Source organism: Kineosporia babensis, from assembly GCF_021129305.1.
In the GTDB taxonomy this organism is placed as follows: domain Bacteria; phylum Actinomycetota; class Actinomycetes; order Actinomycetales; family Kineosporiaceae; genus Kineosporia; species Kineosporia babensis.
The window spans coordinates 37,523-55,161 of the sequence record NZ_JAJOMB010000019.1; the positions used below are offsets into that span (position 1 = coordinate 37,523).

Genomic DNA, 17,639 nt, shown 5'->3' on the forward strand with positions numbered 1-17,639 from the left:
CTTTCAGGAAAGTTGGGGGAGCAGCAGGTCGGTGAGGGCCTCGACCTGGCGGGGGACGTCGGTGCTCAGCGGCTCGATGGCCAGATGGGTGGCGCCGGCCTCGGCCAGCCGCCCGATCAGATCGGCGGCCCGCTCCGGCGAGCCGATGGCGGCGATCCCGTCCAGATCTTCCACCCTCACTCCGCGAGGTGCGGTCTGGAACCAGCGTTCACGGGCGTCCGTCAGCACCGCGTTCTGGTCCAACCCGACGTTGGTGTTGAGGAACACGCAGACCTCGAGCGGGCCGTCCGACTCCGGCCGCAGTTCGTGCAGCCGGTTCACGCGCTCGCGCAGCTGGGCGGGGGTGACGTTGAAGGTCATCCAGCCGTCGCCGAGGCGGGCGACCCGGCCGAGCAGGCGGTCCACGGTGGCGGCACTGGCCCTCGGCGAGGGGTTGGCCGCGATCCAGATCGGCAGCGGGCGCTGGACGAACCCGGGGCCCAGATCGAGCTCGTCCACCTCGGTGTAGGCGCCGCTGAACGAGGTGGCGCCCGCGCTGACCTGCCTCAGGAAGGTGACGGCCTCCTCGAACCGGGCCACCTTCTCGCGGTAGTCCATCCCGAACACCTTCAGCTCGCGCTCCACCGAGCGGCCGGTGCCGTTGCCCGGGCAGGCGGCCAGCAGCATCCGGCCCTTGGACAGCGCGTCCAGGTCGGCCCACTGCCGGGCCACCGTGACCGGGTGCCGGAAGCCGAGCGAGGCCATGCAGCCGATGCCGAGCCGGGCCCGGCGGGTGCGGGCGGCGAGCGCGGCCAGCAGCACCCCGGAGTCGAGGAAGGGCAGGGCCATGATCGAGTCGGCCACCCACAGGGTGTGCCAGCCGGGCTGGGCGTCGGCGTACTCGGCCAGGTCCAGGATGGTGTCGTGGCCGTAGCTGACCGGGCGGTGCCGGACCGGCAGGACCAGGCCGGTGGTGAGGTCGCTCACCCTTCGCTCCCGAAGCGGTGCAGGCGGACCTCGCGGGCGCGGGTGAGGTGGGCGGTCATGGCGGTGCGGGCGTCTTCGGGGCGGCGCTCCTGCACGGCGGCCAGGATCGCCTCGTGCTCGGTGCGGGTCTGCTCCAGGTCGTGCGCGGTCTCCTGGGTGCCCCGGTCGTAGATGCGCAGCTGGGCGGTGAGCCGGTTCAGCAGTTCCTCGATGGTGCGGTTGTGCGAGGCCCGCCAGATGGTGGCGTGCCAGGAGGAGTGGGCGCTGCGCTCGGCCGGGCCTTCGGCCTCACCGGCCAGGACGGTGGCGTGCAGGTGCTGCAGACGGGCGAGGTCCAGTTCGGAGCGGCGTTCGGCGGCGCTGGCGGCGGCCTGGCCTTCGAGCACGATGCGGGCCTCGTAGACCTCGAGCACGTCCTCGGCGGTGCCGGAGCGCACCCGGTGCCCGCGGCCGGCCTTCTCGACCAGGCCCTCGTTCTCCAGCCGGGTCAGGGCTTCGCGCACAGGGGTGCGGGAGACCTTGTAGCGCTCGCCCAGGGGCTGCTCGTGCAGGACGGCGGTGGCGCTGAACTCCCCGGCCAGGATGTCCGACCGGATCAGCTCGTACAGCGATCCGGGGGAGCCGGTGGCGGAGACCGGGGGCGGGCCGGTGCGTGCGGGCATGGGGTCTCTCCATCGGATGAGCAACGGGATCGCGCTTCAGCATACCCACGTATACACAGGAATACTCAAGTTGTTGACTTTGTCGACAGGAACGGTCCACTATCCATCCAGCCGCAGGTCAGAGAGATGCTTCGGGAAAGGGTTCGGCATTGAGCAACAGCACGCAGGTGCCGGTAGCGGACCACCGCGAGCCCGCCTGGACAGCTGAACCTCAGGGCGAGGCCGGCCGAGATCTGGTCGCACGCCTGGCCGCGCTGATCCGCGACAGCACGCCTGCCGCCGGTCAGACCCGGCTGGTAGCGGTCGACGGCCGTTCCGGATCCGGCAAGAGCACCCTGGGCCTTCAGCTCGCCGCCGAGCTGGCTGCGCCGATCCTTCACCTGGACGACCTGTACGAGGGCTGGCAGGGCCTGGACGGAGTCGGTCCACTTCTCAACGAGTGGATCGTGCAGCCGCTGCTGGCCGACCAAACGGCCCGCTGGCGTCCGTACATCTGGTCTGACGGCACCCGCGGCGACTGGCAGGAAGTACCGCCCTCGCCGGTGCTCGTGCTGGAGGGCTGCGGCGCCGGGAGCCGGGCCGTGGCCGAGCACCTCAGCCTGCTGGTCTGGGTGGAAACAGCACCTGACGTGCGCCTGCACCGGCTGAAGAACCGCCCCGACTGGGACAGCTACCGCCACCACCACTCCGGCTGGGCCGAAGCCGAGACCGCGCACCTACGGCGGGAGAACACCCCGGCCCGCGCCGACATCGTCGTCAGTAACGACCCCCGCAACGACACCTGCAACGACATCGAACCCCCTACCGATCAGTGACGGAACCCGTGATGACCAGACTTTCCCGCCGTGGCGTGCTCGCCGCCGCTCTTTCCGCCACCGTCCTGGCCGCGTCAGCCTGCGGATCCTCGTCGGCCGAGGCCGGCAACGCAGACCTCACCGAAGTCAGCGTCGCCCTGAGCTGGACCCCGAACACCGACTACACGGGCGTCTTCGCGGCCGACGAGCTGGGCTACTACGAAGAGGCCGGGATCAAGCTGAAGGTGATCCCGTACTCCTCCACCTCGCCGGAGACCCTGGTTGCCCACGACCAGGCTGACTTCGGCTTCTCGTACCAGGCCGGCGTCACCTACGCCCGGGCGGCCGGGCAGGACGTGGTGGCGGTGTACGCGCCGAACCAGAAGGGCACGTACGCCATCTCGGTGAGCGCCGACCGCGACGACATCCAGAGCCCGAAGGACCTGGACGGCAAGACCTACGCCGGTTTCGGCTCGCCCGACGAGAAGCCGTTGCTGGAGTACGTGATCAAGCAGGACGGCGGTAAGGGCGAGTTCAAGAGCATCGCCCTGGACACCTCGGCCTACGAGGCGGTCTACAGCAAGAAGGCCGACTTCACCATCCCGGTGGTGACCTGGCAGGGCGTGGAGGCCGAGCGCTCGGGCAAGCCGCTGAAGAACTTCGCCCCCACCGACTTCGGCTTCCCCGACCAGTACTCGGTGCTGCTGGCCGCCAGCCAGAAGTACCTCGACGGCAACACCGAGGTGGCCAAGAAGTTCCTGGCCGCCACGGCCAAGGGCTACAGCTACTCCGCGGACGAGCCCGAGAAGGCCGCCGACCTGCTGGTCAAGGCCAACTCCAGCCAACTCGGCGACGCCGAGCTGGTCCGGGCCAGCCAGAAGGTGCTGGCCGACGAGGGCTACCTGAACACCGAGGCCGGGAAGGTCGGGGCCCAGGACCCGCAGTTCTGGACCGGGTACGGCTCGTTCCTGTACGAGAACGGCCTGCTCACCGACACCGACGGCAAGGCCCTGAGCGCCGAGCCGGACTGGAGCACCTACTACTCCAACGACTACCTGCCGGGCGGCAACTGATGAGCTCCCGTCTGCGCGTGGTCCTGGAATACCTGCACCCATGGACGAATTCGGCCGGCTTCTTCGTGGCCAGTCACCAGGGCTGGTTCGGCCGGCAGGGCCTGGACGTCGAGCTGACCGTGGCCGACCCCTCCCGCGGTGACTCGCTGGCCTACCTGTCCCGGTTCGAGGCGGACTTCGCGGTCTTCCCCAGCAACCGGCTGCTGGTCCGCCGCGCCCGGCACGAACCGCTGAAGGCCGTCGCCGCGATCAACCACCGGGGCATGGAGACCATCCTGACCACCCGCCGGACCGGGATCACCCGCCCGCGCGATCTGGAGGGCCGGCGGCTCGCACTGAACCCGACCCCACGCGGCCTGGCCATGGTGCAGCACCTGATCGAGGCCGACGGCGGGGACTTCGCCAAGGTCGTGCTGGTCAACAGCGGCCTGCGGGAACTGCTGGCCGACGACGTGGAGGCCGGCGAGGCCGACGCCACATTCGGCAACTACTGGGCCTGGGACGCGTTGCTGGGCCGGCTGCCGTTGGAGGAACGGGTGGTCTGGCCGGTGGACACGATCGGTGCGCCGCCCTACCACAGCTACCTGCTGGGCACCCAGGAGTCTACGCTGCAGCGCAATCCGGTGCTGGTGCGCGCGCTGCTCGAGATCGTCGAGCGGGGCTACCGGGCCGCTCGCGACGAACCGCAGCTGGCTCTGGCGGCGTTCGAGCGGTACGTGCCCTACTTCCCCCGCGAAACGCTGCGCTCATCGCTGGAACTCATCACGCCCAGCTGGTTCCACGAGGGCGAGTGGGGGCAGGTGCGGGCCGAGCTGGTCCAGCCGTACGCACAGTGGCTGGCCGACTACGGCGTCCTGCCTTCGGCGGACGGGTGGAAAGACTCGTACGACAACGATTTCCTCCCGGTGGGAGCCAAGGCGGCGTGAACAGCCCAACAGCAACGGACGCGTCGGGTCGCCGATTGCGGTTACCTCGCCCCGGGGTCGTCCTGCCGCCGGTGATCCTGGTGCTGCTGCTCCTGGCCGTCTGGGAGATCTACGCCAGCACCATCGGCCCGGGCCCGGACGTGCTGCCGTCCCCGTCGCGGGTGGCCGAGCGGGGCTGGGCCGACCGCGAGAACCTGATGCTGAACACCTGGCCCACGCTGCGCGCCACCGTGATCGGCCTGCTGCTGTCGGTCGCCGTGGGCTTCGGCTTCGCCGTGCTGGTGGACCTGTCCGGCCTGGCCCGCCGCGCCCTGCTGCCGGTGCTGGTGGTCAGCCAGACCCTGCCGCTGGTGGCCCTGGCCCCTCTGGTGATCGTCTGGTTCGGGTTCGGCCAGTTCCCCAAGATCCTGCTCATCGTGTTCGTGAACTTCTTCGCCACCACCCTGAGCTTCGTCGAGGGCTTCCGCTCGGCCGACCCGGACAGCGTGGCCCTGCTGCGCTCGATGGGAGCCGGCCGCTGGCGGATCTTCCGCACCGTGCGCCTGCCCTCGGCCCTGCCCTATTTCATGGCCGGGCTGCGGATCGCGATCACTTACTCCGTCGTCTCGGCCATCTTCGCCGAGTACGCCGGAGCCGAGTCCGGCCTGGGCGTGTACATGCAGTTCGCCAAGAACACCTTCCGCACCGACCTGGTGCTGGCCGCCGTGTTCGTCACCGCGGCGGTGACCCTGACGCTGTTCGCGCTCAGTTTCCTGATCGAGCGGATCGCCCTGCCCTGGGCGTTCCTGATCCGGGCCGGGGAGGCCGACCGATGAGCGCCTTACGGATCAGCGGGCTGGACGTGACCCTGGGCGGCCTGCCCGTGGTGCGCGGCCTGGACCTGCACGCCGAGCCGGGGGAGTTCGTCTCGATCCTCGGCCCCAGCGGCAGCGGCAAGAGCACCACCTTCGGCGTGCTGACCGGAGACGTCCAGCCCGACGCCGGCGAGGTCTCGATCGAAGGCCAGGCGCTGAACCGCAAGGCCTCGCGGGTGGCGTACATGCCCCAGCGCGACGCCCTGCTGCCCTGGCGCACCGTCCTGGGCAACCTCACTCTGGGCCTGGAGGTGCGCGGCACCAAGCGTGGCCCGGCCCGCGAGAAGGTCCGGCCCTGGCTGGGACCCTTCGGCCTGGCCGGATTCGAGGACCGTTACCCGGCCCAGCTGTCCGGCGGCATGCGTCAGCGCGCCGCCCTGCTGCGCACCGTTGCCCAGGAACAGCCGGTGCTGCTGCTGGACGAGCCGTTCGGGGCCCTGGACGCGCTGACCCGCTCGCAGATGCAGCGCTGGCTGGAGCAGATGTGGGAGCAGTACCGCTGGACGGTGCTGCTGATCACCCACGACGTGCGCGAGGCGCTGTTCCTGTCCGACCGGGTGTACGTGTTCAGTCCCCGTCCGGCCCGGGTGTCGGCCGAGGTCAAGGTCGACTTCGCCCGGCCGCGCACCCCGGACCTGTTCGGCGACCCGCAGTTCGCCGCGCTGGAGGCCAAGCTGCTGGATCAGCTGCTCGGATAGACCGCCACCTGCTCGCGGTGCCGGCTGGGCACGTCGATCTCGTCCAGCACGGCCACCGCGAGATCCGCGTAGCTGAGCGCATTTCCGGCCCGGGACGCATCCAGCTTGCCGTCGCCGAGCTGGTAGCCGCCGGTCACCGGGGCATCCAGGGTCAGCAGCGGCGGCGGGACCAGGGTCAGCCAGTCCACGTCACCGCCCTCGGCACGCAGGGTGCGCAGGCCGGTGGCGTGGGCGCGGGCGAACGGCTTGAGCGACTCGGGGAACAGCGTGCCGTCATCGAGCACGGCGCCACGCGGTCCCTCCAGCGTGGCGAACAGCCCGATCACGATCAGCCGGCTGATCGAGGCGGCCCGCACCGCGGTCAGGGCCGCCCGGGAGATGTCGGCGTAGAAGTCGGTGTTGAACCCCTCGAACGTCTCCGGCGGCGCCGAGAACGGCGAGATCGCGCTGACCCAGCCGCGCGGCGGCGTGGTCAGGCCCAGGCGTTGTGGAGTGAGTCTCGTGGGATCGAGCGCGTTGCCCGCGGCCACCCGCACCCCGTCACCGGCCAGATCGAAGGCCCGGGCCGGGTCCCGCACCACCGCGATCACCGGGATCCCCCGGCTGGTGGCCTCCCGCACCACCGCCTGTCCGGCTCGCCCAGCAGCACCGGTGACCACGATGGGCGGGTTCTTCGCCATCAGCGCACTCCTTGCAGCAGCGGCAGGAGCTCATCGCCCAGCCGGACGACTTCCTCCTGGTACGGGGTGTCGGACAGGATGAAATGCGTGATGCCCAGCTCGCGGTAGCGCTGCAGCGCGTGCGCGACCTCGGCCGCCGAGCCCACCAGCCAGGTGCTGCCCGCACCACCCGCACCGGCCGGACCCGGAGCTGTGTAGAGACAAGTGTCCAGCACCTCACCCCGCTCGGCCAGGTCGTACAGCCGCCGCTGACCGACCGCGTGCTCACGATTGCCGCGCCACCAGGGCTCCGGCTCCTGGCCTTTGAGCCGGGCAACCCGCGCCTCGGCCTCGGCCCAGGCCTCGGCCGAGGAGTCCCGCACCAGCGTGGTGATCCGCAGCCCGAACTCCAGCGGCCGATGCCGCCGCCCGAGTTCGTCACTGAGCTTGTGCAGTCGCCCGATCCGCTCGGCCAGAGCCTCCAGAGTCTCGCCCCAGAACAACTGGACGTCGGCCTCGGCGGCTGCGACTCGCTCGGCTGCCTCGGACGCACCACCGAAGTACAGACGCGGTGGCTGGGTAGGCCGGGTGGCCAGCGTTGCGCCGGTGGTCCGGTAGAAGGAGCCCTCGAACGTGACGTCCTCCTCGGTCCACAACCGGCGTACCAGGTGCAGGAACTCCCTGGTGCGGGCGTAGCGCTCGGGGGAGTGGGTGACCGGGTCACCGTACGCCGCCGGTTCGTCCACCCCACTGACGACGTTCACCAGCACCCGTCCATTGCTCAGGCGATCGAGAGTGCCTGCCGCCGAAGCGAAATGCGCCGGACTCCAGTAGCCGGGCCGGACCGCGACCAGCGGGCGGAACGTGGTGGTGCGGGCGGCCAGGGCGGTGGCCACGGTGAACGTGTCGGGCCGGCCCCAGCTGGTGCCGATCAGGGCACCGGACCAGCCGTGCCGTTCACAGGCCAGCGCCAGTTCGGTCGAGTACTCCAGCGACCCCCAGCCCTCGGCCGTGTCGTCGCCGCGGTGGCCCGGTTCCACCGTGTTCGGGATGTACCAGAGCAGGTCAAGGCCGGTCTCGGGGGTGGCCGCAGGGCTCATCGGGCTCCGATCGAGGGGCGAATCGGGCAGAAGGCCGCCAGCCTACATTCTCTACAGAAATGATTGACAATGCTGGTGGTCGCCCGGACACTGGTTGTCATGGATCGCGGACCGCTGCTGACGAGCGTGCGCTGGGTAGACCTGTTACGGGTCTCCAGTGCCCGGTGTTGACCTTAACCGCCCTTGAAAGCTTCGGCTGGGCAGGGGTTCACGGCAGCCGGTTCTTCGGCGCAGTGCCCCGGAACCGCACGCCCGTAACCCCGCCCGGCCAGATCTTCACCAATTCTCACCGCGCCCGACACCCCTGGGCGCGCGCCGGCCGTATCCAGCCTGTCTCACAAGGAGCCCGGGCATGCGCAAGCAGATTCCCCTTTTCCTGAACGTCCCCGCCGGCCAGTCAGGCCTTAGCGAACTCGCCGGCCGGGCCGAAGCCGCAGGCCTGGACGCCATCGTGGTGCCCGACGGGCCGCCCTCGGCCGAGCCCACGGTGGCCCTGGCCGCGCTCGCCGCGAGCACCGAGCGGATCGGGCTGATCGCGACGTTGCCCGCCGGGTGCCACGACCCGCTGGAGCTGGCCCGCCGGGTGGCTGACCTGGACTACCTGAGCAACGGACGAGCGGGCTGGCGGGTGGCCGGTGGTGGACTCGGGCACTACTTCGGTGCCGTCCAGGCCGGCGACGAAAAGCCTTACGCCGAAGCCGCAGTGATCGCCTCGGTCCTGGCGCGGTGGGACGAGCGCACCGATCTTCGCTCCCCGCAGGGGCGTCCGGTGCTGGTGGGTGGCCCGAACGTGCGCGGCGCCGAGGTGGTGCTGCTGGAGGAATGGGGCCTGCGGGCTCTGCCCGGCCGCGAACCGGGCGCCCGGGTGGTGCTGCAGCAGATCGGCGACATCGACCCGGACCGGCTGGAGAACGACTTCACGGCGGTGGACGGTTTCGCCTTCCAGCCCGCAGACCTGGAACGGTTCTTCGAGGAGTTCCTGCCCGAACTGCGCCGCCGCGGCCTGCTGCGCTCGGGGTACACCACCCGCACGCTGCGCGGGCACCTCGGCCTCGAGATCCCGGCCGCTGCCGTTCCGGCCTCGCGGTCCGTTCTCGCCGGAAGCCGGTGAGTCACGCATGAGCCTCATCGTCATCGTGGACCTGGCCGTCGGCGACGGCCTTACCCGCGACCAGGCCGCCGAGGTCGCCGACGTGGCCCGCGACGTCGGGGTCAGCGCCATCCGGGTCAGCGACGGCCCGCCCGGAGAACTGGCCCTGCTCGACGCCTGCGCCGTGACCTCGTTCCTGGCCACCCGGCACCCCGATCTGAACTGGATCGTCGACGCCCCCACCACACACAACGCCCCCTACAACCTGGCCCGGCGAGTGCTCGCGCTGGACCAGGCCACCAACGGACGCGTGGGGCTGGCTCTGCGCGCGGGTGACGGCGACGGGGTCACCGAGTCGGTGGCCGAGGACCTGCCCAAGCCCGGCCTGCCGGTCGACGTCGGCGGAGCCGCCCGGCCGCACCGCTGGACCGAGTACACCCGGGTGCTGAACGAGCTGTGGGGCACCGAGCCGGTCACCCACGACGGGCGCTTCTACCGGGTCTCCGGCGAGGCGGTGGGCCAAGGACTGAAGCCGGTGCTGGTGGCCGATGCCCGCGACCACGTGAACTGGGTCGAGGCCTCGGAGCTGGCAGACGTGTTCGTGGTGCCCCGGATCGAGCTGGTCGACGGCGGCAACACCCGCCTGACCGACGCGGTCTGGCACTCCCATCGCCGCCGTGACCACATCGCCCTGGTGGCTCGGGCCGGCATCGTGCGCGAGAACGGCCGCACCACCGCGAGCGAACTGGCCCGCTGGAGCACCAACCACGCCCTGGACGGTCTGGAACTGGCCACCACCGGCGGCCGCGACGAACTGATCGGCGTGCTGAAGACGGTGGTGCCACGCCTGGAGCCGACCACCGGCCCCACCCTGCGCTCGGCGCTGGGTCTGCCCGACGCTGTGCTCGGTGCGCCGGTATGACTGCCATCCTGTCGCGCTACAGCACCATGCCGTACCGCCGGGCGGGTGCCTCCGGCCTGGACCTGCCCGCGTTCTCGTTCGGGCTGTGGCAGAAGTTCGGTCCGGACCACCCGTACCAGACCCAGCGCGAGATCCTGCTGCGTGCCTTCGATCTCGGCGTCACCCACTTCGACAATGCCAACCGCTACGGCCCGCCGTTCCGGGCGGCCGAGAAGACGTTCGGCCGGCTGCTGAAGCAGGATCTGGCTGCCCATCGCGACGAGCTGGTGCTCTCGACCAAGGCCGGGAATCCGATCGGGCCTGGCCCGTACCAGCGCGGTGGATCCCGCAAGTCGTTGCTGACCTCGCTGGATCACAGCCTGCGCGACCTCGGCACCGACTACGTCGACATCTTCTACCACCACCGTCACGACCCCGGCACACCCCTGGAGGAGACCGCGAGCGCCCTGGCCACCGCGGTGCAGTCGGGCAAGGCGCGGTACGTGGGCATCTCCAACTACGAGCCCGGCTTCGCCGCCGAGCTGGTAGCCCTGCTGAACCGCCGCGGCGTACGGTTGCTGGTGCACCAACCCCGCTACTCGCTCTTCGACCGGTCCCCGGAAGACAACCGCCTGCTGGAGGTCTCGTCCGAGCTGGGCTTCGGCCTGGTGGTGTACAGCCCGCTGGCCCAGGGGCTGCTGACCAAGAAGTACCTGGCCGCGAGCATCCCGCCCGGGGCCCGGGCGCTGGACAGTGCCTTCCTGAAGCCTTCGCAGATCGACGAGACGTACCGGCGGCGCGCGACCGGCCTGAACCGGATCGCCGAGGCCCGCGGGCAGTCGCTGGCCCAGCTGGCCCTGCAGTGGGTGCTGCGCCGGCCCGAGGTGACCAGCGCGCTGATCGGGGCCAGTTCCACCTGGCAGCTCGAGCACAATCTCAAGGCCCTGGACTTCCCGCCGTTCACCACCGGCGAGCTCGAGCTCATCGACGAGTTCGGCGTGCACGGAACAGGTAGCACCGGCTGAAAACGCATGAGGAGAACGCATGAGTACCCCGCTGGGCATTCTCGACCTCGTCCCGATCTCCACCGGATCGGACGCGGCCGAGGCGATCCGCAACAGCACCGACCTGGCCCAGCACGCCGAGCGCCTGGGGTACGCCCGGTACTGGTTCGCCGAGCATCACCTCAACCCAGGAGTGGCGGGCACGTCGCCGGCGGTGGTGCTGGCGCTGGTGGCGGGAGCGACCTCAAGCATCCGGCTGGGCTCGGGGGCGGTGCAGATGGGCCACCGCACGGCGCTTTCCGTGGTCGAGGACTTCGGCCTGCTGGATGCGGTGTACCCGGGCCGGTTCGACCTGGGGCTGGGCCGCTCCGGTGGTGCCCCGCGTGAATCCCGGCAGGTGGCGGAGGGTGCGGCGGCTCAGGTGGTGGACGGCCGGACGCCGAACGGCCTGCTGATCCCGCCCAGGTTCGATTTCCGCCCGTTGCTCGGCTCGCCGCGTTTTGCCCTGCAGAAGCAGTTGCTGGCCCAGCCTGGCGCGCATCCGCAGGACTACGACGCGCTGGTGGCCGACGTTCAGGCACTAATCGCCGGCACGTACGTCTCGGCCGAAGGGGCTGAGGCACACGTGATTCCCGGCGAGGGCGCGCAGCTGCAGCTGTGGATCCTGGGCAGCAGCGGCGGTGAAAGTGCCGAGGTGGCAGGCGAACGCGGCCTGCGCTTCGGCGCGAACTATCACGTCGCGCCCTCCAGCGTCCTGGAGGCGGTGGACGCCTACCGGGCGTCGTTCAAGCCCTCGCCCGATCTGGAACGCCCCTACGTCACGGTCTCGGCCGACGTGGTGGTGGCGCCGGAGGAGGCCACTGCTCGCGAGCTTGCCGCCGGATACGGGGCGTGGGTGCGCAGCATTCGCACCGCCGAGGGCGCGATCCAGTTCCCGACCCCGGCCCAGGCTGCCGAGCACGTTTGGACGGACGCCGACCGGGCCCTGGTGCAGGACCGCCTGGACACCCAGTTCGTCGGTACACCTACGCAGGTGGCCGACGAGCTGGAGCGGCTGCGCGACGCCACCGAGGCCGACGAACTGCTGATCACCACGATCACCCACGACCACGCCGACCGGGTGCGCTCGTTCGAGCTCCTGGCCCAGGAGTGGTCCGGCCGCTAGGAAGGCTGCTGGCAAAAGAGTCCGAACCGGGTCCGATGAACCCGGTTCGGCACTCGATTCCTAGGCCAGAGTGACGCCCAGAGCCTTGAGCAGTTCCTGGCCCAGGCCGGCCAGGTCCGGGTCGTCCGGGCGGCGCGGGCCACGGCCGGGGACGGGCAGCTCGAGCTTGATCTGCCCGTCGCCGAGCACGATCACCCGGTCGGCCAGGCGCACGGCCTCGTCGACGTCGTGGGTGACCATGACCACCGTCCAGCCGTGATCGCGCCACAGCCGTCCGACCAGGGCCTGCATCTCCAGCTTGGTCAGTGCGTCCAGGGCCCCGAACGGCTCGTCCAGCAGCAGCACCTGGGGTTCGCGGGTCAGTGCCCGGGCCAGTGAGGCCCGCTGCGCCTGGCCGCCGGACAGCTGCAGCGGCCAGGCCTCGGCCTTGTCCTGCAGCCCGACCTCGGCCAGCGCGGCGGTGGCCCGCGACTTCTCCCGCAGGCCCAGGGCGACGTTCGCGCCCACGGTGAGCCAGGGCATCAGCCGGGGCTCCTGGAAGGCGACGGCGACCGCGTCCGGGCTGGAGATCGTCCCCTGGTCGGGCTTTTCCAGACCGGCCACGATGCGCAGCAAGGTGGACTTACCCGTTCCCGAGCGCCCGATCACCGCGACGAACTCGCCCTGGCCGACGTCCAGGTCCAGCCCGTCCAGCACCACGGTGGCGCCGTAACGCTTGCTGACCTGAGAGAAGCGGATCAAGACTCGTCCACCACCGCGGAGGCGATGTCCGGCACCGACTCCAGGAAGCCGAAGTCCACGTACTGCTGGCCCAGCTTCTCCAGATCGGCGACCACGGCCTCGTCCATCGGCTCGATGGTCGGCACGTCGAAGGTGGCGATCTGCTCGACCAGATCGTCGGTGGCGCCGAACTCGGCGTACTTCTTGGTGATCACCGTGGGGTCGGCCTGGGCCCGCTCGGCCTCGCGGCGCAGCCCCTGGTACATCGCCTTGAGCTCCTGCGGATGGGCCTCGGCGAACTCGCGGCTGACGATGTGGATGGACCAGTTGTAGGAGTCCATGTCCGCCCCGGTGATCAGCACCTTGGAGCCCTCGACGGCCATCGCCGCAGCGAGGTTCTGGTCGTAGGAGGCGATCGCGTCGACCTGGCCGCTGCTGAACGCGGTGGCGAACGAGGTGGTGTCCAGGGTGACCTTCTCGACCTTGCTGACGTCCAGGCCGGCCTCCTTGAAGGCCAGGTTCAGCAGGTAGTCGCCGGTGGCGCCGGGGGAGTCGATGCCGACCTTCTTGCCGTACAGGTCCTTGAGCTCGTTCACCCCGCTCTGCTCGGTGGCGACGATGCCCTGGCTCTTGCCGGAGTACTTCTCCAGGGCGAACGCCACCCAGTGCTCGCTGTTGCCGGCCAGGTTCACGAAGTAGCCGGTGCCGGTGGAGGAGACGTCGGCCTCACCCGCGGTGACCGTGTCGTAGGCGGTGACCGGGTCGAGCGGGCCGATCCACTTGACCGTGGTGCCGGCCTTCTCGCCCTCCTCTTCCAGGAAGCCCGAGTCCTTCACCGTGGTGAGGTAGTTGGCGGTGGGCAGGTAGGCGACCCGGAACTCGGTACCGCCGTCCTCGGACGAGGCAGAACCGGAGGAGCCGCAGGCGGCCAGGGCCAGCACGGAGGCAGCGGCGAGGGCAGCGAATTTCAGACGCATGGGGAGTTTCCTTGGGGTGGTGGGGAGGTACTAGCGGCCGGTGAAACCGCTGCGCCAGCGCAGCAGCCGCTTCTCGAGCAGACGGACGAGCCAGTCGGTGAGTACGCCGAGCAGGGCGTAGACGATGATGCACAGCACCACCTGGTCGGGCCGGACGAAGCGCTGGGCGTTGACCAGCACGAAACCGATGCCCGAGGTGGTGTTCACGGTCTCGCTGGTGACCAGGGCGATCCAGGCGATCGCGAGCGAGAACCGCAGGCCGGTGAGGATGCTCGGCAGCGCCCCCAGCAGCAGGATCTTCACGGCGACCAGGCGCCGCGAGAACTTGTACACGGTGGCCAGTTCGATGTACTTCACGTCGACGTTGCGGATGCCGGCGTAGGTGTTCAGGTACACCGGGATCAGCACACCCTCGGCGATCAGCAGCACCTTCATCGGCTCGCCGACGCCGAAGGCGATGATGAACAGCGGCAGCAGGGCGTTGAACGGGATCGCCCGCAGCATCTGCAGCGGCCGGTCCACGGTCAGCTCGCCCAGCCGGGAGTAACCGGACAGCAGGCCCAGGGCCAGGCCGAAGGCCACACCGAGCACGGTGCCCAGCAGGACCCGGCTCAGGCTGGTGCCCAGGGCTTCGGGCAGGGTGCCGTCGGCGGTCAGGTCCCGGGCCGCGGCCAGGACGGCTCCCGGGGCGGGCAGGGTGCGCTCGCTGATCCAGCCCTGGTTCGAGGCCAGCGCCCAGATCCCGACGATGGCGACCGGGCTGAGCCAGGGAAGCAGGGCGCCACTGACTTTACTGCTTGCTTTACTGCTTGCGGACGTCGGTGCTGGCGGACGCACGGACGTTGCGCTGCTCACGTGGAGAGTCCCTCAGCCAGGATCGTGAGCTCGTCCAGGACGAAGGCCGCGAACGTGCCCGTACCACGGGCCTGTTCAGCGGCGCGCTCGGCGGCGACCGCCAGCACGGCATGGGCGGCCACGGTCGCCCGCAGCGGATCGGTGCCGGGCGCCAGGCACGCGGCCACCAGAGCACCCAGGCTGCAGCCCGCACCCGTCACCTTGGTCAGCCAGGGGTGCCCACCCGGCACCGAGATCACCTCGCGGCCGTCCGTGACGTAGTCGGTGGGCCCACTGATCGCGACGACCGAACCCGTCCTCTGCGCCAGCTTTTCGGCGTACGGAACCGCGGCCTCGGGCGTGGCGGTGGCGTCCACGCCCTTCGACGTGGCACCGCCCCCGGCCAGCGCGATGACCTCGCTGGCGTTGCCCCGGATCGCGGTCGGCGGGCTTTCGGCCAGGAGTTGCGCGGCCAGGTCGTCGCTGACCTGGATGCCGCCGCCCACCGTGACCGGGTCCAGGACCCAGCGGGTACCGGCCGCGTGCGCGGTCCGGGCGGTCCGGAGCAGGAGTTCGGGGGAGTCGGTGACCATCGCGGCCAGATTGATCCAGACCCCGCTCGCGGCCGTGGCCAAAGGCTCTACCGCGGCCGGGTTCCCGCCGATCGCGGGGGAGCCGCCCACCGCCAGGACCATATTGGCGTTCAGGCCGGCGGTGATGTAGTTGGTGAGCCCGAACACCAGGGGTGAGGCCTCGCCGACCGCGCGCAGGGCGTCCACCACGTACGGCTCGGGCCAGCGGATTTCGGTGCTCATCGGTTCTCCTGTGCTTCCAGGGCGCTCTTGGCCCGGTTCTTCCATTCGTCGCGCTCCGGGCGCGGGATGCCGAGGTTCTCGCGCAGCGTGGCGCCCTCGTACTCGGTGCGGAACAGGCCGCGGCGCTGCAGTTCCGGGACGACCTTGGTGGCGAAGTCCTCGAAGGCGGCCGGCACGTGGGTGGCCACCACCATGAAGCCGTCGGCGGCCCCGCGCTCGATCCACTCCTGCATCCCGTCGGCGATGTCCGCGGCCGAGCCGACCAGGTAGCCCTCGGTGCGGGCGCCGTACCACTTGCCGAGCTGGCGGATGGTCAGGTCGTTCTTGCGGGCGTGCTCCAGCACCTCGCGGTAGTGGCCCATCACCCCGGCCACTTCCAGGTCCGGCAGCGGGCCGTCGAGGTCGTACTGGGTCAGGTCGACGTTGATGTGGTAGGCCAGCCGGGACAATCCGGCCTCGGGCTCGACCAGGTCCTCGAACGCGTGGTGCCGGGCCTGCGCGTCCTGCACCGAGTCGCCGACCACGACCGCGGCGGCGGGCAGGATCTTCAGGTGATCGGGGTTGCGGCCGTACTTGACGGCCAGAGCCTTGACGTCGGCGTAGAACTCGACGGCCGACTCGATCGACTCGTGGCTGCAGAAGATCACGTCGGCCCAGCGGGCGGCGAAGTCGCGGCCGCTGGGGGAGGCTCCGGCCTGCACGATCACCGGGTAGCCCTGTGGCGGGCGGGGTACTCCGAGCGGGCCCTGGGTGCTGACGTAACGGCCCTTGAAGTCGACGGCGCGCACCTGGTCCGGGCGGCCGAACTGGCCGGTGGTCTTGTCCTGCACGATCGCCTCGTCCGACCAGCTGTCCCAGAGCTGAGCGGTGGCCTCGAGGAACTCCTCGGCCCGGGCGTAGCGCTGCTCGCGCGGCGGCAGGGCGTCGTGGCCGAAGTTCTGCGCCTCGGCGTCCTGGAAGCTGGTCACCACGTTCCAGCCGGCCCGCCCGGCCGTGAGGTGATCGAGCGTGGCGTAGGAGCGGGCCACGTTGTACGGCTCGTTGTAGCCGGTGGACGTGGTGGCGGCCAGGCCGATCCGGGTGGTGGCCCCGGCCATCAGCGAGAGCACCGGCACCGGGTCCAGGCGGGGTGAGCCGGAGCCGTACTGCACGGCCGGGTCGAAGCGCCCGCCCAGGCTGCGGGGCACGGCCAGGGAGTCGGGCACGAAGACCATGTCGAACTTGGCGGCCTCGAGCAGCCGGGCGGTCTCGGTGTAGTAAGCGGCCGAGAGGAAGTCGTTGCGGGCGTCGGGGTGGCGCCAGCCGACCGTGCCCATCGGGCCGGCGTTCATGAAAGCGGCAAGGTGAAGAGGCTTCTGGGGCAAGGTGGAACCAGCTTTCTGTGGTGCCCAAGATGGCGTTCAGGGGCGTTGCGGTACGGCTTCGCTGCCGTGTTCCAGTTCGAGGGAGTGCGCGACCATCTGGCGGATCCGCACGTCCCGGTCCCGGCCGAGGTGGGTGAGCATCTCGGTGCGGGCGTTCTCGGCGTCGTAGCCGCGGATCGCCTGCAGGATGCGCTCGTGCTCGGCGTGGCTCTGGGTGAAATCGGTGGCGGCCGGCGCGGTTCGCCACGGAGCGCTGGACTTGGCCTGGGCGTCCAGGCTGTTCAGCAGTCCGAGGATGGTGCGGTTGTGCGCGGCCGCCCGGATACAGTCGTGCCATTGGTTGTACAGCGCCCGGACGATCTCGGGCCGGGTCTCGGCCACCGCCCGCCGTTGCAGTTCCTCGAGTTTCGCCAGGTCGATGCTGCTGCGCTGCAGGGCCGCGGCCGCGGCGGCCGCCGAGTCCAGGATCGCCCGCACCTCGAAGATCTCCAGCGTCTCCTCGACGCTGCGCCGCCGGACGGTGAAGCCCCGGGTGCCCGACTCCAGCAGGCCGTCGCGTTCCAGCAGGGCCAGCGCCTCGCGTACCGGAGTGCGCGAGACCCCGAACTCCTCGCTCAGCGCGCTCGGCGCCAGCGGTCCGGTGTCGCGGTAGTGGCCGGACATCAGCCGCCGCCGAAGGGCCGTGTAGATGGCGTCCCGGGCGCTCATCCGGGGGTCCTCAGCGGTCATGCATACGACTGTATGCAGCCGTATGCGATCACGGCGAGGGGTATGCACGCACTTTCACCGGGGCTTCACCAAGCGCCTTCACCCGTTGCGGCGTCGCTGGATTCAGCGCTTAGCCGGGCAAAACCGGCCGAGATGCCCGCCACATTGTCTATCTTGTCTATATGCATTGACCTGAATGCAGTCGCGGCTTAGCGTGGAGGGAGTCCGGCGGTCAGGGAGGCGATGGTGAAGAACGCGGGTTTCTCCCGGCGCCGGCACATCGATCTGCTGCGCGTGTGTACCAGTCTCTGTCGGGTTCGCTGACGTCG

The 17,639-nt window shown here is 70.4% G+C and carries 19 protein-coding genes; 9 read left to right on the top strand and 10 right to left on the bottom strand.

Going from position 1 to position 17,639, the window contains the following annotated elements; genetic code table 11:
- Positions 1-3: 3 nt before the first annotated feature.
- Positions 4-966, bottom strand: a complete 963-nt coding sequence (locus LR394_RS28830; RefSeq protein ID WP_231447720.1) for an LLM class flavin-dependent oxidoreductase — start codon at positions 964-966, stop codon at positions 4-6.
- Complete coding sequence (locus LR394_RS28835; protein ID WP_231447721.1) at positions 963-1,628, bottom strand: GntR family transcriptional regulator; 666 nt, start codon at positions 1,626-1,628, stop codon at positions 963-965. Before LR394_RS28835 ends, LR394_RS28830 begins: the two co-directional genes overlap by 4 nt.
- Before the next feature lie 149 nt (positions 1,629-1,777).
- Here LR394_RS28835 and LR394_RS28840 point away from each other — a divergent pair, with 149 nt between their 5' ends.
- From LR394_RS28840 to LR394_RS28860, 5 genes are read left to right on the top strand one after another with little or no spacing between them, the layout of a single operon-like run.
- Positions 1,778-2,443, top strand: a complete 666-nt coding sequence (locus tag LR394_RS28840; RefSeq protein ID WP_231447722.1) for a uridine kinase family protein — start codon at positions 1,778-1,780, stop codon at positions 2,441-2,443.
- Between the two features lie 11 nt (positions 2,444-2,454).
- Positions 2,455-3,495 carry an ABC transporter substrate-binding protein gene (locus LR394_RS28845; protein ID WP_231447723.1) on the top strand — a complete coding sequence of 347 codons (1,041 nt, stop codon included), beginning with the start codon at positions 2,455-2,457 and terminating at the stop codon, positions 3,493-3,495.
- Positions 3,495-4,421, top strand: coding sequence for an ABC transporter substrate-binding protein (locus LR394_RS28850; RefSeq protein ID WP_231447724.1), 927 nt, complete (start codon positions 3,495-3,497; stop codon positions 4,419-4,421). Before LR394_RS28845 ends, LR394_RS28850 begins: the two co-directional genes overlap by 1 nt.
- A 35-nt stretch (positions 4,422-4,456) precedes the next feature.
- On the top strand, positions 4,457-5,236 hold the full coding sequence (locus LR394_RS28855; RefSeq protein ID WP_231447725.1) for an ABC transporter permease: 780 nt from the start codon (positions 4,457-4,459) through the stop codon (positions 5,234-5,236).
- On the top strand, positions 5,233-5,973 hold the full coding sequence (locus tag LR394_RS28860) for an ABC transporter ATP-binding protein (protein ID WP_231447726.1): 741 nt from the start codon (positions 5,233-5,235) through the stop codon (positions 5,971-5,973). Before LR394_RS28855 ends, LR394_RS28860 begins: the two co-directional genes overlap by 4 nt.
- On the opposite strand, the gene LR394_RS28865 is transcribed toward LR394_RS28860, so the two are convergent.
- A complete protein-coding gene (locus LR394_RS28865; protein WP_231447727.1) occupies positions 5,958-6,653 on the bottom strand; it encodes an NAD(P)-dependent oxidoreductase in 696 nt (231 codons plus the stop codon). The two genes, LR394_RS28860 and LR394_RS28865, sit on opposite strands and share 16 nt — an antisense overlap.
- Complete coding sequence (locus LR394_RS28870) at positions 6,653-7,732, bottom strand: LLM class flavin-dependent oxidoreductase (RefSeq protein WP_231447728.1); 1,080 nt, start codon at positions 7,730-7,732, stop codon at positions 6,653-6,655. The genes LR394_RS28865 and LR394_RS28870 overlap by 1 nt, the downstream gene beginning before the upstream one ends.
- A gap of 352 nt (positions 7,733-8,084) precedes the next feature.
- Here LR394_RS28870 and LR394_RS28875 point away from each other — a divergent pair, with 352 nt between their 5' ends.
- Genes LR394_RS28875 through LR394_RS28890 form a run of 4 tightly spaced genes read left to right on the top strand, consistent with a single transcriptional unit; the run spans position 8,085 to position 11,892 of the window.
- Positions 8,085-8,843, top strand: a complete 759-nt coding sequence (locus LR394_RS28875; RefSeq protein WP_231447729.1) for an LLM class flavin-dependent oxidoreductase — start codon at positions 8,085-8,087, stop codon at positions 8,841-8,843.
- A gap of 7 nt (positions 8,844-8,850) precedes the next feature.
- Positions 8,851-9,744 carry an LLM class flavin-dependent oxidoreductase gene (locus tag LR394_RS28880; protein WP_231447730.1) on the top strand — a complete coding sequence of 298 codons (894 nt, stop codon included), beginning with the start codon at positions 8,851-8,853 and terminating at the stop codon, positions 9,742-9,744.
- Positions 9,741-10,748 (top strand): aldo/keto reductase, encoded by a 1,008-nt coding sequence (locus LR394_RS28885; RefSeq protein ID WP_231447731.1) that lies wholly within the window; start codon positions 9,741-9,743, stop codon positions 10,746-10,748. The genes LR394_RS28880 and LR394_RS28885 overlap by 4 nt, the downstream gene beginning before the upstream one ends.
- A gap of 19 nt (positions 10,749-10,767) precedes the next feature.
- Complete coding sequence (locus LR394_RS28890; protein ID WP_231447732.1) at positions 10,768-11,892, top strand: LLM class flavin-dependent oxidoreductase; 1,125 nt, start codon at positions 10,768-10,770, stop codon at positions 11,890-11,892.
- Between the two features lie 60 nt (positions 11,893-11,952).
- On the opposite strand, the gene LR394_RS28895 is transcribed toward LR394_RS28890, so the two are convergent.
- From LR394_RS28895 to LR394_RS28920, 6 genes are all read right to left on the bottom strand, one after another.
- On the bottom strand, positions 11,953-12,633 hold the full coding sequence (locus tag LR394_RS28895) for an ABC transporter ATP-binding protein (protein ID WP_231447733.1): 681 nt from the start codon (positions 12,631-12,633) through the stop codon (positions 11,953-11,955).
- Positions 12,630-13,589 (bottom strand): ABC transporter substrate-binding protein, encoded by a 960-nt coding sequence (locus LR394_RS28900; protein ID WP_231447734.1) that lies wholly within the window; start codon positions 13,587-13,589, stop codon positions 12,630-12,632. The genes LR394_RS28895 and LR394_RS28900 overlap by 4 nt, the downstream gene beginning before the upstream one ends.
- A 30-nt stretch (positions 13,590-13,619) precedes the next feature.
- Entirely contained in the window at positions 13,620-14,444 is an 825-nt protein-coding gene (locus LR394_RS43285; protein WP_231447735.1) for an ABC transporter permease, read from the bottom strand.
- Positions 14,441-15,238: a hydroxyethylthiazole kinase gene (thiM, locus tag LR394_RS28910; protein ID WP_231447736.1), complete on the bottom strand. Its 798-nt coding sequence runs from the start codon at positions 15,236-15,238 to the stop codon at positions 14,441-14,443. The genes LR394_RS43285 and thiM overlap by 4 nt, the downstream gene beginning before the upstream one ends.
- Positions 15,235-16,569 (bottom strand): LLM class flavin-dependent oxidoreductase, encoded by a 1,335-nt coding sequence (locus LR394_RS28915; protein ID WP_231447737.1) that lies wholly within the window; start codon positions 16,567-16,569, stop codon positions 15,235-15,237. Before LR394_RS28915 ends, thiM begins: the two co-directional genes overlap by 4 nt.
- Positions 16,570-16,638: 69 nt before the next feature.
- Positions 16,639-17,331, bottom strand: coding sequence for a GntR family transcriptional regulator (locus tag LR394_RS28920; RefSeq protein WP_231447738.1), 693 nt, complete (start codon positions 17,329-17,331; stop codon positions 16,639-16,641).
- Positions 17,332-17,639: the final 308 nt, after the last annotated feature.

Bases quoted from the DNA above. Each gene is read 5' to 3' on its own strand.
- LR394_RS28870 (WP_231447728.1), bottom strand. From the start codon at position 7,732: ATGAGCCCTGCGGCCACCCCCGAGACCGGCCTTGACCTGCTCTGGTAC.
- LR394_RS28845 (WP_231447723.1), top strand. From the start codon at position 2,455: ATGACCAGACTTTCCCGCCGTGGCGTGCTCGCCGCCGCTCTTTCCGCC.
- LR394_RS28875 (WP_231447729.1), top strand. From the start codon at position 8,085: ATGCGCAAGCAGATTCCCCTTTTCCTGAACGTCCCCGCCGGCCAGTCA.
- LR394_RS28865 (WP_231447727.1), bottom strand. From the start codon at position 6,653: ATGGCGAAGAACCCGCCCATCGTGGTCACCGGTGCTGCTGGGCGAGCC.
- LR394_RS28920 (WP_231447738.1), bottom strand. From the start codon at position 17,331: ATGACCGCTGAGGACCCCCGGATGAGCGCCCGGGACGCCATCTACACG.
- LR394_RS28835 (WP_231447721.1), bottom strand. From the start codon at position 1,628: ATGCCCGCACGCACCGGCCCGCCCCCGGTCTCCGCCACCGGCTCCCCC.
- thiM (WP_231447736.1), bottom strand. From the start codon at position 15,238: ATGAGCACCGAAATCCGCTGGCCCGAGCCGTACGTGGTGGACGCCCTG.
- LR394_RS28885 (WP_231447731.1), top strand. From the start codon at position 9,741: ATGACTGCCATCCTGTCGCGCTACAGCACCATGCCGTACCGCCGGGCG.
- LR394_RS28900 (WP_231447734.1), bottom strand. From the start codon at position 13,589: ATGCGTCTGAAATTCGCTGCCCTCGCCGCTGCCTCCGTGCTGGCCCTG.
- LR394_RS28860 (WP_231447726.1), top strand. From the start codon at position 5,233: ATGAGCGCCTTACGGATCAGCGGGCTGGACGTGACCCTGGGCGGCCTG.
- LR394_RS28880 (WP_231447730.1), top strand. From the start codon at position 8,851: ATGAGCCTCATCGTCATCGTGGACCTGGCCGTCGGCGACGGCCTTACC.
- LR394_RS28915 (WP_231447737.1), bottom strand. From the start codon at position 16,569: ATGAACGCCGGCCCGATGGGCACGGTCGGCTGGCGCCACCCCGACGCC.
- LR394_RS28850 (WP_231447724.1), top strand. From the start codon at position 3,495: ATGAGCTCCCGTCTGCGCGTGGTCCTGGAATACCTGCACCCATGGACG.
- LR394_RS28890 (WP_231447732.1), top strand. From the start codon at position 10,768: ATGAGTACCCCGCTGGGCATTCTCGACCTCGTCCCGATCTCCACCGGA.